The sequence below is a fragment of the Glaesserella sp. genome (assembly GCF_041817755.1).
In the GTDB taxonomy this organism is placed as follows: Bacteria; Pseudomonadota; Gammaproteobacteria; order Enterobacterales; family Pasteurellaceae; genus Glaesserella.
The window spans coordinates 1-12,070 of sequence record NZ_JBGYBX010000009.1; the positions used below are offsets into that span (position 1 = coordinate 1).

The window sequence follows — 12,070 nt, forward strand, 5'->3', positions numbered from 1 at the left end:
ATGATTCTAGTTATATGCTAAAAAATTTGTTTATTAGTATGATAATAAATATTTTTGTGGTTGCTTTTTTTATTTTGGGTTTTCAATTGTATATACAGGATATAAATGAGAAGGTGATGGCAGTATTAGGGGTAAAAGATAAAGAGTATTATGAATATACAATTAGCAATGAATATAAAATTAAATTCAATCATAAAAGAACGAGTGATGTTTTATGTGGTAAAATAATTTGGAATGTTGGCCAAACCTTTTTATTTATTGAAAAAGGTAGAGAAAAACAGAGTGATGTTCAAAGAGTTCCTAAAGATGAAATTTATCTTAACGAAGGAAAGAAAATAATATGTGGAGAAAATATAATATGAAATTGAAGATTAGATATACCTTGATACTATTATTTCTTGTTTCATACTCCCACGCCGCCATCGAAACCCATCAATTCGACAATGCCAAGCAAGAGGCGGATTATAAAGCGTTGATTCAGGAATTGCGCTGCCCGCAATGCCAAAACAATAACATTGCCGATTCGAATGCGACGATTTCAACGGATATGCGTAATAAAACCTTGGAATTGCTTAAACAAGGGAAAAGCAAGGACGAAGTGGTCGAGTATATGGTGGAACGTTACGGCAATTTTGTGACTTACGATCCGCCGTTGACGCCGGCAACATTGTTGTTGTGGTTAATGCCGTTGTTACTCATCGGGTTGGGCGTTATGATTATGTTCAAACGAAAGCAAAAAGCGATACAAGCGGTCGGTTCCGAACAACAATTTGCAAAACGAATTGATAAGGACAGACTGAACCGTATTCTCAACGATAAGGAATCATGATGACTTTTTGGATTATATTAGTCCTGTTGACGGTGATCATCGGGGCGGTTGCATTTTATCCGTTGCTGAAAAAATCAGCGGTACTCAATCACCAAAAACGCAGCAATTTAAACAAAGCCTTCTATTTTGACCGTTTACAAGAAGTGGAGCGCGAGGAAAATGAAGGTGTTATCGATGATCCGGAGCAAACCAAATTGGAACTTCAACAAAGCTTGTTGGATGATATACCGGAACAGGATGAGTCAACGCTCACCCATAAAAAATCGTTTGGTGCGATATGGTTTGCGGCGTTGATTTTACTGGTCGCGGCGGTTAGTACCGGTATTTATTGGCAGACCGGTTCGTGGTTTAGCGGTTCGATGTTGGAAATGAGCCATCGAAAGCTGGATTATTTCTACGAGCGTATTAAAACGGAGGAGCAAGAGCCACTGTCACAAGAAGAACTCAACCAATTTGCAATGGCACTGCGGGTGGAATTACAAAAGCATCCGCAGGATGACAAATCTTGGTTTATGTTGGGGCAAATCGGTTTGGCGCTTGATAACGGTCAGCTTGCTTTGGACAGCTTTGCCAAAGCAAGCCGATTACAGCCGAACAATATGCAATATAAATTGCGCCATGCCGAAATGTTATTGTTTTCCGCCGATCCGAAAGATAAAGAACAAGGTGAGCAAGTACTTAAGGATGTTATCCGCGCCGATCATGCCAATATTAATGCCCTGAGTTTGCTGGCTTTTCGCTCTTTTGAAAAGGAAGATTATAAAATGGCGGCAATGACGTGGGGCATGATGTTGAAATTAATGCCGGATGATGATCCGAGACGGGAGACGATCGAGCGCAGTATTCAATCGGCGCTGTCGATGCTTAAAACCGAGCCGCCACAGGCAGTCGAGGCGGAAAAAGCAAAATAAAAAATGAAGGCTTAAGATTTTCTTAAGATTTGTTTGGTGTAATGCATGTCGACAAAAACGTGTTAAACGCGTTTTGGTCATCATCTGTTTATCATACTCGGAGATTTTTTATGAAAAAATTCGCATTTATCACAACACTTGTATTATCGGCAACCACGCTTTCTGCCTTTGCGTCATCCCAACAGGGCGGATTTCAACAGCCGAAAGGAGCGCCTGACGCGATGCAGAGCGGCGGTTTTGTTAATGCCAATCAAACGGTGCATAAAATCATTGATGTGGCGGCGATGCATGATGATCAATATGTTGTGTTACAAGGCAAAATTGTTCAACAAATCGGTGAAGATGATTTTTTATTCCGTGATGCCAGCGGTGAAATCGTGGTTGAAGTTGAGCGTAAAGCGTGGCAAGGTCAACAAATTTCACCGAATGACGAAGTGAAATTGTACGGTGAGGTGGATAAATCTTGGAATAAAACCGAAGTGGAAGTTCACCGTGTCGAAAAAGTAAAATAAGTAAGGAAGTGGCAGTCATGCCACTTTTCTTTTCAAAGTAGGGTTATCAAGATGCGAATTTTATTGATTGAAGACGATCCGTTGATTGGCGAAGGCTTGAAAGTAGGGCTGACAAAATCCGGGTTTAGCGTAGATTGGTTTACCGACGGCAAAACCGGTTTGGATGCCATTACCTCCGCACCTTATGATGCGGCGGTACTTGATTTAACCTTACCCAAAATGGACGGCTTGGATATTCTACAACATTGGCGTCGGAGCAATCAGGACGTGCCGGTATTGATTTTAACCGCCCGCGATACCTTGGACGAGCGTATTACCGGTTTGCAACGCGGTGCCGATGACTATTTATGCAAACCCTTTGCCTTGGCGGAAGTTGTTGCGCGTTTACAAGCCTTAATTCGTCGTCGTTACGGTAATACCAATCCGATTATTGAGCACAGTTTAGTAAAATTCGATCCGAACCAACGGAAAGTTTTATTGCGAGATGAAGAAGTGACCTTAACCACTCGGGAGTATAATTTATTAGAATTGTTCATGTTGAATAAAGACCGCGTGCTGACCCGCTCCGTCATTGAAGAGAAACTGTATACGTGGGACGATGAAGTCAGCAGCAATGCGCTTGAAGTCCATATTTACAATCTTCGTCAAAAATTGGGTAAGCAATTTATCCGCACGGTACACGGTGTCGGCTATGCGCTAGGGAAAAACGATGAAGCGCTTTAAACACATGAGCTTGCGCTTACGCTTGATTTTGGTGATTTCATGTACGGCATTGCTGATTTGGATTGTCTCCACCGCAGTTGCTTGGTTGCAAGTCCGTAAAGAGGTAAATCATGTGTTTGATGCGCAACAAATTCTCTTTGCCCAACGCTTGGCTTCATCCGATTTACGAACCATTTTGATTGATCGCCATCCGACCAAATTTGGCAGTGAAAATAAGCGCAAACCGTTGAAAAAAGTCAAATTTGACGACGATGCCCTCGCCTTTGCCGTTTTTACGGCGAAAGGCGATATGGTGCTGAGTGACGGCAATAACGGTGCGCATTTTCTCTTTTCATCGCAACAGGGTTTCTCCGTTTCACCGTTAGATAATGATGACGATCAATGGCGTATCTTTTGGCATCCGGTAGCGGACGGGCGTTTAGTCGTTGCGGTCGGGCAAGAGTTGGATTATCGCCACGATTTGACCAACGGCATGGTATTGAGCCAAATGTGGATTTGGTTTGCCAGCTTGCCGTTGTTATTAGCATTGATTGTATGGATTATCAGCCGTGAATTGAAAAATCTTAAACAGGTGAGCGAACAATTACAGCAGCGTACACCGGAGGACAATCGCGCAATCCCGACAGACAATCTGCCGACGGAAATCCTGCCGTTAGTCCAAGCGTTAAATCAGTTTTTTGAGCGTACTTCCAGTATGCTCTTAAGAGAGCGACGTTTTACTTCCGATGCCGCTCACGAACTGCGCAGCCCGCTTGCCGCTTTAAAAATTCAAACGGAAATTGCCCAAATTGCCGGTGACGATGCGCCGTTACGCGATAAAGCGCTCACCAACCTGACTCAGGGAATTAATCGTGCAACGCAATTGATTGAGCAGCTGCTCACGCTTTCCCGTTTGGATAATTTGACAGAGCTTGAAGGGCTGGAAGAGATTCATTGGGACAAACTGATTCCGTCATTAATCGGCGAACTGTATTTTCATGCGCAAAAACGCAATATGGAATTGACTTTTGAACACATTGCAACACCGACGGTACGTAAAGGGCAGCCTCTGTTATTGTCGCTGATGTTACGTAATATCATCGACAATGCCGTCCGCTATTGTGCGGAAGGCAGTTGCATTAAAGTCAGCCTTGATTCAACTCGAATAGTGATTGAAGATAACGGCGGCGGCGTGGAAGAGGAGGATCTTGCCAAACTCGGACAACGCTTTTATCGACCGGCGGGGCAAAATGAAAAGGGCAGCGGTTTGGGTTTATCCATTGTTTACCGCATCGCCGAATTACATCACTACCGCATTCAATTGGAAAACGGTTACGGTATTGACGGCAAAAAAGGCTTAAAAGTCACCGTTAACCTGTAATCTCATCGACAAGCGGTCGGATCCTCGGAATATTTTGCAATCCGACTGCATTTTTATTCTCCGTAACTTCCTCTATAATACGGTATCTTGGCATCGGGTCGGATGATTCGATGCCAATTGTCTTTATCGATATGTCATTGGGGTTTTATGTCATTCAACTCAGAAAACAGTTGGCGTAATGCGGCTAAACTGACCGTACCGATTTTTATGGGGTACTTTGCCGCCGGTGTTGCCTACGGCATGCTTGCCACAAATGCGGGGATGCCCGCTTGGTTCACCATTATCATGTGCTTCACGGTTTTTTCCGGTACCGCACAATATGCCGCCATTCCTTTTTTTGTCTCCGGCGCCGGTGTACTTTCTGTCTTTTTAAGCACCTTATTAATGAGTTTGCGCTTTATTTTTTATACGCTGAATATGCATAACGCCTTACCTAAAGGTAAGTTCCATCGTTTTTTTGCGTTAAGCTACCTGACGGATGAAAATTTTGCCCTGCTCACCACATTGCCGCAGGATACCCGCCAAGCGTTAATGCTTAAAATCAGTATCTTGGGGGTCAGCTATTGGACATTTGCGACGATTGTCGGCGTTGTGTTGGGGGATTCGATTGCCGATTACATTCCGAATTTAGATTTTGCGCTTCCTTGTTTATTTGCCATTTTAGCCTATGAACAATACCGCAGCCAAAAACAGTGGAAGCCGATATTCATCGCATTAATCGGCTTCTTACTTGCCGGACAAATCACCCAAAGCAGTGTGTTGTTGGTGGCAATCATCATCGCCATCGTGATTGTTGCGCTTCTTCCTCAATCCCTCATAGATAAAGGAGCAAACCGTGCAAACGATTGATATCCTTTATATGTTGGTCGCCTTGATGTTGGGGACACAAATTTGTCGCTTTACCCCGTTGTTTTTGCCGAAATCAGTGCTCTCCCACCCGATTTTGCAAAAATTGAACAAAATGTTACCGCTTGTCATTATGGTCTTGTTAGTGTTAACCAGCGTTCATATACCGAAAACCGGTGAGAGTTATACGCTGTTTATCGCGCAAATTGCAGCGCTGGCGGTGGTGATCGCCAGCTATAAAGGGTTTAACAATATTTTACTCAGCGTAGCGCTCGGTGTACTGTGTTTGAACGGATTGATGTGGGGCTTTGGGTAATGCACGGACATCTCGAACATCAATAACATGCCGCCCCTCTGTATGATGCGGGGGCGGGCATGATGAATAATAGGCATATCAGACAAAATTTTAGCAACTCTGCCTAAAAGTGCCTCCAAAACGCGTTCAGCGTTCTTTTTTCATTTAAATAAAGTCATGGTTTAGCATAGTCGGGATGCTTTGGTCCGATAAGCAGTCCCCCGTTTTTGCCGTGGTAAGTCAAGTTCGTCATAGCCGGAGCTGCAATCTGATAACCATAATCTTTACTGGTATCGATGATTTGGCTGACAGCAGCTTTGACTAATGCAACTAATAAGCCATCATTACTTTGGGTTGAGCCTTGAGAATGCTTGCCTGTACCCTCCCAAAGCGTTTGGCCTGTTTTTAAGTCAACCAATTTACCTTCGAGAGCGACGGTAGTTTCGCTATCAATAAGTTTATAGCTTGTACCGTATTCATTAACATTGATATAAAAGATGGCATCTGCACCAAATATGTCATGAATTTTCTTCAATTGAGCATGACGAATTGCATGACCGTCAGTTAAACCGTTTTGTTTGAAAACTTCATCGACTAAAGCGACAGGATAAATATAATAACCTAATTCACCTAAAGGATAGCTTGCTCGAGCGAGCACACTGACATCCGCTTTGACATCGATCGAATTATTAGCAGGCATCACGACTAAAATCGATTTTGGTTTGCTTTGTTTAAATGCCGTGTAGTCATAAGGTTCAACCTGCTTTGCACAACCTGTTAATAGAAGTAAACCGGTAAGTAGGGCAAATATTTTTTTCATATCATGAATCCTTATTTTTTACGCTGTAAATATTGCATAAAAGAAGTGCTCTCCGGGTATAGGCGCTGTTCTTCTTGAAATGCGTGCTGAGCTTCGGCATGTTTCCCTTGTTTGAGTAAGACAAGTCCTAAGTGACCATATATACCGGGAGCAACCATTTTATTATGTTCTTTGGCTTGGGCGATGATAAGAGCTAATGATTCTTCTTGTTGGTGTAAATCACTATTCTCATTATAGTAGCTATATACGACATCAGAATAATTTCCCCAATAAAACAATGTGTTATCTTGTTTCGTTGAACAGGCAGTGAGGAGTATCATGCTGAGTATAATTGAAATAAATTTCATGGAGACTCCTATTTATTAGATGGTGACCAACGGCCTGTTTCAATACCATTAACCAAGTTGTTTACCGCTTCACGAATAGCAAGATCAAGTACTTTGCCGTTTAATGTGGAGTCATAACCGGCAGTACCCCCGAAACCTAAAACTTCACGATTAGAAAGGTTGTATTCTCCGGCGCCTTGTACGGAATAAACAACTTCTGAAGAGAGTACATCAACAACATTCAATGTTACTTTGGCATAAGCAACCTGTTCTTTTCCTCGCCCTAAAATACCGAAGAGTTGATGATCGCCAACGGTTTTTCGCCCAAATTCAGTCACATCTCCCGTAACAACATAAGTGGAACCTTTAAGGTTTTGCTTTTTTCCCTTTAATCTTGGCTTCAGTGGCGATTTCATTCATATTTGAGCGATCTAAAACGGAAAAGCGTCCTGTTTGCTGTAAGTGGGAAATTAGGATAGTTTTTGACTGATTTCCTAATTGATCGGCACCATCTGAAAAGATGCCGTTTTGATAACTTGATTTATTTTCAAATTTTCCGACAGAAATAACGGATTTAATACCTTGGTAAGTACTTGCGGTCATAGCTGCTTGCGTTGTCGTTGGTGCAATAACGCGAGATCCTTCGGCTACACAACCTGTGAGGGCTAATACAGTGGCACACAAGGTACTTAATGTTAGTTTATTCATCATATTTCCTCCTTTTGTTAATCTTGAATGCTAACTATACAAAATTTAACATTTAATAGGGTGTTTTTGAAGAAAAAAATGCATTGTTTACAAAATGCATTTTTTAGTCTTAATTCAATCGAATGATAATTTGGCAATCGTTTTCTTTTTATCCATATCAAAAACTCCACAGAATTTGCAAATTATCATTTAAATCAGACCGCTTTTCCGTTAGTCTATCGTCGCCTATCTTATTTATTTTATTGAGGATTGATTATGGAAACACTTTTTCAAACAGCTCAACATTGGTTAAACCAAGATCCGGATACAGAAACACGTGCGGAACTGGAACAGCTTATTCAGCAGGCAAAAGCAGGGGTTACGAAAGCGCAAGCCGAGCTGGCAAGCCGTTTCGACGGTCGTTTACAATTCGGTACGGCAGGCTTACGCGGACGTCTGCAAGCCGGTTCGATGGGGATGAACCGGGTTCTCGTTGCACAAGCGGCAGGTGGGTTGGCTGAATTCCTCAAAGGCTATGATAAAGAACCGTCAATCGTATTAGGTTATGATGGTCGTAAAAATTCCGATGTATTTGCACGTGATACGGCGGAAATTATGGCGGGAGCCGGTATTAAAACCTATCTTCTTCCGAGAAAATTACCGACGCCGGTGCTTGCGTATGCAATTAAATATTTTGATACCACTGCCGGGGTCATGGTGACGGCAAGTCACAATCCGCCGGAAGATAACGGTTATAAAGTTTACTTAGGTAAAGCAAACGGTGGCGGTCAAATCGTGTCACCGGCAGATCAGGAAATTGCTGCTTGTATTGATAAAGTGGCACAAGGCAACGTTAAAGATTTACCACGCAGTCAAAATTACATTGTATTAGATGATGAAATTGTTGATGCTTATATTGCAAAAACCGCAAGCCTTGCTAAAGAACCACAAGTTGATATTAACTACGTTTATACCGCAATGCACGGTGTAGGCTATGAAGTGTTAAGCAAAACGCTCGCAAAAGCAGGTTTACCTCAACCGTCTATCGTTGCTGAACAAGTATGGCCGGACGGCACTTTCCCAACCGTAAACTTCCCGAACCCGGAAGAGAAAGGGGCGTTAGACTTAGCGATTAAAGTGGCTAAAGAGAGAAATGCGGAATTTATTATTGCCAATGACCCGGATGCAGACCGCTTGGCGGTTGCCGTGCCTGATGCACAAGGCAACTGGAAAGCGCTTCACGGTAATGTGATCGGTTGTTTTTTAGGATGGTATTTAGCGAAACAATACCATGCGCAAGGCAAAAAAGGCGTATTAGCTTGCTCATTGGTTTCTTCCCCTGCACTAGCTGAAATTGCGAAACGCTACGGCTTTGAATCGGAAGAAACCCTTACGGGCTTTAAATATATCGGTAAAGTAAACGGCTTATTGTTTGGTTTTGAAGAAGCGATCGGTTTCTTGGTAGATCCGGATAAAGTGCGCGATAAAGACGGGATTTCTGCTGCAATTATGTTCTTAGATCTTGTGCGTAGCTTGAAAAAACAAGGTAAAACCTTAGCAGATTATGCAGACGATTTTACCAAAGAATTCGGTGCTTATGTCAGCGGTCAAATTTCTATCCGTGTCGATGATTTATCGGCAATCGGTAAATTGATGACGGTATTACGCACCAACCCGCCAAGCGAAGTCGGTGGTTTTAAAGTGGCGACATTCTTAGATCACACCAAAACTGATCGCCAAAGCGACATTTTAGTCTTTATCCTTGAAAACGGTAGTCGTCTCATTGCCCGTCCGTCCGGTACGGAACCGAAGATCAAGTTCTACTTGGATGCACGTGGTACCGATCCGAAAAATGCCGAAGACGTGTTAGCACAGTTTGATGCAAGCGTGCGTGCGATTCTTCGTCAAGAACAGTACGGCAAACAAGATTGTTAATTTGTAAATTTTCATCAAAAACACACCGCTTGTAAAAAATCTGCACCTAAATATTGAGCCATGCTCAATGGATGACGGTGCAGATTTCTTTTCTGTTATATCTTTTACTTTTTCATTCAATGGGTTAGATATTTGTTTTAGCTTGGTTCGTTTGTGAGTTTCTTGAATCGTGTGTTTATTTGGGACAAAATGATTAAATTTTGCCCAGTATTTTTTTGTAAAATATTGTATTTATTTTTTTTTGTGTATTATTTTGCAAAAATAGTCATGATGTAATATGTTTTTGTGTCTTATTTTTTTGTAAGTGTGGTGTTGTTCGAAATGTTTTAGTTAAGATGGAAATGCTAGTTTCGATAAAGTGTGTGACGCTATTATCTAAGGATACATAAAATGAATAAAATTTACAAAATTATTTGGAATGCTGCTATTGGGGCTTTTGTTGTGGTATCGGAGATTACAAAAGGTAAAGGTAAATCGTCCTCAAATGGTAAGCATATAAGTACAAAAAATACAATAGTATTCAGTTCGGTTCTGTTTGCTTTTGGTTTGACACCGTTGGCGTCATTAGCATCAGTAATTAATGCGGGAGGGGGGGAAGGATTAGCAATTAATGTTCCTGCATCGACATCTGGAGGGCTTGTGTGTGGAGAGGCATATGCCGGTGCTAATGGTGGTACGGCCGTAATGTCTAATGGAAATCCGTGGGCAACAACGGGTACTATTGCATTCGGGTGTAATGCAAGAGCCGAAGGTGCATACGGTTATTCAAATATATCCAGTGGTGCTATTGATCAAAGTACATCAGGTAGACCGGGAACGCATTATAAAAGTGTATATAATGCACCGGATGGTTCTGGATCTGCTGCAATTGCTATCGGTAATAATGCGTTAGCGTCGACAGTCGCCTTTGATTATAACAAAGGTCAAGGTGTTTTAGGGCGTGGTGGAAGTGTTGCGATTGGTGGTATGTCAACAGCCCAAGGTGTAAATTCCTTAGCTGTCGGCCCCTATGCTTTTGCTAATGCTAGTATTTCTACGGCATTAGGTAGCTATGCAACCGTAACGAGCAAAGCTGTTGGTTCTATTGCAATCGGTCGGGAGACACGAGTGGATGATGTGAATTCGGTTGCTATCGGTTTTACGGCGTACTCAAAAGGTTGGTCATCTGTTGCAATGGGGTATAAAGCAACAGCATCTGGTGTTCGAGGTATCGCAATCGGTTCCAGCGATAATGTGAGTGAATATGCCAAAACTCCAGATTCGAGTAAAACTCGTGCGTCTGGTTTTGATTCTATTGCCATTGGTTCGAAGGCTCAAGCAACAGAAACGGGAGCAATGGCATTAGGTGTATCTTCGGTTGCAACAGGTACACAGGCAACAGTGTTGGGTGCATTAGCGAATGCCGAAGCGGATCAATCCGTAGCCATCGGTCGTGGGGCTAAAACAATTTCAACCGTATCGGCAACGGGGGCAAGATCCGGTGGAGGTGTTGCGATTGGTCGTGATGCCAATGCCAGCGGTGCCGGTGCGAATGCGATGGGTATTAATGCCGTTGCCGTTTCTCACGGTATTGCTATCGGTACAAATGCAAATGTGGCGGGAGCAAGCTCTATCAGTATTGGTACAGGCAGTAATTCTTCCGGTATCAACTCGGTTTCCGTGGGGGCAAGAGCAAAATCACTGGGTGACAATACGGTTGCCGTCGGTCAAGCCTCGAATGCTTCGGGTAAATCAGCCGTTGCGGTGGGTGATGGCGCAAATTCAAGTAATAACCAAACGGTCGCAGTCGGTACAAGCAGTAAAGCCAGTGCGCAAGGTGCAACCGCATTCGGTGATTCCACCAATGCCTCAGGATTAAACAGCTTGGCATTAGGTATTGCTTCTAAAGCAAGTCAAGAAAATGCAGTATCGGTTGGCGCTTCAGCCGATGCAAGTAAAGCAAATGCTGTGGCATTAGGTGCCTCATCCACAACATCAACGAGCGCTACCTTAGAAACGACGGCAACGGTCGGTCATTTGACCTATGGGGGTTTTAAAACCAAAGCCGGTATTGCCGTGGGTGACCAGGTTTCGGTTGGAGCGGCAGGAAACGAACGTCAAATCAAACATGTTGCGGCGGGGAATATCAGTACCACCTCAACGGACGTCATCAACGGTTCACAACTTTACGCTACACAAGATGTCATGAGTAATTTGGCGAATGCACTAAAAACTTCCCTTGGCGGTCAAACGGTATTGAATTCCAACGGAACGATAACGACCACGAATATCGGTGCAACGAATAAAAATACTGTTCACGAAGCGATTGAATATGTGAATAATCTTGCTTCATCAGGTATTAAGGTCGGTGCGGATAAAGGCTTGGAAGCGTCGGATGTAAACCCGGTAAAACATGAATTGGGTACTACCCTATCGGTCGTGGCGGGCAATGCAACGGAAACCCCTACAGACAACTTATTGACTACGGTCACGAAAGAAACCTCAAAAGGGGCGACGGAAACTAAAGTCACTATCAGCATGAAAGAAAAACCGACGTTTAAAGCGGTCAATCTTGTTGACGGAGCTAATCGCGTCGGATTAACGCCGACAGCGGACGGTGTCAAAGTGGCGAAAGCGGACGGCACGGCGGCGAAAATCAGTAACGTGGCAAACGGTACAACGGATGGTGATGCAGTCAACCTGTCACAGTTGAATGCAACCAATGCGAATGTGACGACTTTACAAAACGACATGACCACCGCAAAAAGCGATATCAGCAACTTAAAAGGCGATGTAGCCAAAGGTTGGAACATCACCACGGCGAAAACCGGCACGGGTAATGTGAGC

12 protein-coding genes and 1 pseudogene are annotated in these 12,070 nt (G+C 43.2%); 10 read left to right on the plus strand and 3 right to left on the minus strand.

Annotated features, from left to right (window positions below; translation table 11 throughout):
* The 8 genes from ACEYKX_RS00555 to ACEYKX_RS00590 form a co-directional block, all read left to right on the plus strand.
* Positions 1 to 362, plus strand: a 362-nt coding sequence (locus ACEYKX_RS00555; RefSeq protein WP_373780353.1) for a hypothetical protein, incomplete at its 5' end; no start/stop codon positions are given.
* Positions 359 to 829, plus strand: coding sequence for a cytochrome c-type biogenesis protein (locus ACEYKX_RS00560; RefSeq protein ID WP_373767495.1), 471 nt, complete (start codon positions 359 to 361; stop codon positions 827 to 829). The genes ACEYKX_RS00555 and ACEYKX_RS00560, both read left to right, overlap by 4 nt.
* A complete protein-coding gene (gene ccmI / locus ACEYKX_RS00565) occupies positions 829 to 1,740 on the plus strand; it encodes a c-type cytochrome biogenesis protein CcmI (protein ID WP_373767585.1) in 912 nt (303 codons plus the stop codon). The genes ACEYKX_RS00560 and ccmI overlap by 1 nt, the downstream gene beginning before the upstream one ends.
* Before the next feature lie 110 nt (positions 1,741 to 1,850).
* Positions 1,851 to 2,252 carry a YgiW/YdeI family stress tolerance OB fold protein gene (locus ACEYKX_RS00570; protein WP_373767494.1) on the plus strand — a complete coding sequence of 134 codons (402 nt, stop codon included), beginning with the start codon at positions 1,851 to 1,853 and terminating at the stop codon, positions 2,250 to 2,252.
* A gap of 51 nt (positions 2,253 to 2,303) precedes the next feature.
* Positions 2,304 to 2,975 carry a response regulator gene (locus tag ACEYKX_RS00575; protein ID WP_373767493.1) on the plus strand — a complete coding sequence of 224 codons (672 nt, stop codon included), beginning with the start codon at positions 2,304 to 2,306 and terminating at the stop codon, positions 2,973 to 2,975.
* The gene (qseC, locus tag ACEYKX_RS00580; RefSeq protein ID WP_373767492.1) at positions 2,962 to 4,335 is read left to right on the plus strand and encodes a quorum sensing histidine kinase QseC; all 1,374 of its coding nucleotides are present in this window, start codon (positions 2,962 to 2,964) and stop codon (positions 4,333 to 4,335) included. Before ACEYKX_RS00575 ends, qseC begins: the two co-directional genes overlap by 14 nt.
* Positions 4,336 to 4,482: 147 nt before the next feature.
* A complete protein-coding gene (locus ACEYKX_RS00585; protein WP_373767491.1) occupies positions 4,483 to 5,184 on the plus strand; it encodes an AzlC family ABC transporter permease in 702 nt (233 codons plus the stop codon).
* The gene (locus tag ACEYKX_RS00590; protein WP_373767490.1) at positions 5,171 to 5,497 is read left to right on the plus strand and encodes an AzlD domain-containing protein; all 327 of its coding nucleotides are present in this window, start codon (positions 5,171 to 5,173) and stop codon (positions 5,495 to 5,497) included. The genes ACEYKX_RS00585 and ACEYKX_RS00590 overlap by 14 nt, the downstream gene beginning before the upstream one ends.
* 154 nt (positions 5,498 to 5,651) lie before the next feature.
* Here the strand turns inward: ACEYKX_RS00590 and ACEYKX_RS00595 are convergent, their stop codons facing one another.
* The 3 genes and pseudogenes from ACEYKX_RS00595 to ACEYKX_RS00605 form a co-directional block, all read right to left on the minus strand.
* The gene (locus tag ACEYKX_RS00595) at positions 5,652 to 6,296 is read right to left on the minus strand and encodes a DUF799 domain-containing protein (RefSeq protein WP_373767489.1); all 645 of its coding nucleotides are present in this window, start codon (positions 6,294 to 6,296) and stop codon (positions 5,652 to 5,654) included.
* Positions 6,297 to 6,307: 11 nt separating this feature from the next.
* On the minus strand, positions 6,308 to 6,643 hold the full coding sequence (locus ACEYKX_RS00600; RefSeq protein WP_373767488.1) for a DUF4810 domain-containing protein: 336 nt from the start codon (positions 6,641 to 6,643) through the stop codon (positions 6,308 to 6,310).
* 8 nt (positions 6,644 to 6,651) lie between these two features.
* Positions 6,652 to 7,330: pseudogene (locus ACEYKX_RS00605) on the minus strand (CsgG/HfaB family protein).
* 255 nt (positions 7,331 to 7,585) lie between these two features.
* Between ACEYKX_RS00605 and ACEYKX_RS00610 the strand changes: the two are divergent.
* Both ACEYKX_RS00610 and ACEYKX_RS00615 read left to right on the plus strand, forming a co-directional pair.
* Positions 7,586 to 9,244, plus strand: coding sequence for a phospho-sugar mutase (locus ACEYKX_RS00610; protein ID WP_373767487.1), 1,659 nt, complete (start codon positions 7,586 to 7,588; stop codon positions 9,242 to 9,244).
* Positions 9,245 to 9,634: 390 nt separating this feature from the next.
* Positions 9,635 to 12,070: ESPR-type extended signal peptide-containing protein (locus tag ACEYKX_RS00615; protein WP_373780354.1), on the plus strand; the 2,436-nt coding region annotated here is incomplete at its 3' end.

Coding starts and splice junctions, on each gene's coding strand:
- ACEYKX_RS00610 (WP_373767487.1), top strand. CDS start 7,586: ATGGAAACACTTTTTCAAACAGCTCAACATTGGTTAAACCAAGATCCG.
- ACEYKX_RS00585 (WP_373767491.1), top strand. CDS start 4,483: ATGTCATTCAACTCAGAAAACAGTTGGCGTAATGCGGCTAAACTGACC.
- qseC (WP_373767492.1), top strand. CDS start 2,962: ATGAAGCGCTTTAAACACATGAGCTTGCGCTTACGCTTGATTTTGGTG.
- ACEYKX_RS00595 (WP_373767489.1), bottom strand. CDS start 6,296: ATGAAAAAAATATTTGCCCTACTTACCGGTTTACTTCTATTAACAGGT.
- ACEYKX_RS00575 (WP_373767493.1), top strand. CDS start 2,304: ATGCGAATTTTATTGATTGAAGACGATCCGTTGATTGGCGAAGGCTTG.
- ccmI (WP_373767585.1), top strand. CDS start 829: ATGACTTTTTGGATTATATTAGTCCTGTTGACGGTGATCATCGGGGCG.
- ACEYKX_RS00570 (WP_373767494.1), top strand. CDS start 1,851: ATGAAAAAATTCGCATTTATCACAACACTTGTATTATCGGCAACCACG.
- ACEYKX_RS00560 (WP_373767495.1), top strand. CDS start 359: ATGAAATTGAAGATTAGATATACCTTGATACTATTATTTCTTGTTTCA.
- ACEYKX_RS00600 (WP_373767488.1), bottom strand. CDS start 6,643: ATGAAATTTATTTCAATTATACTCAGCATGATACTCCTCACTGCCTGT.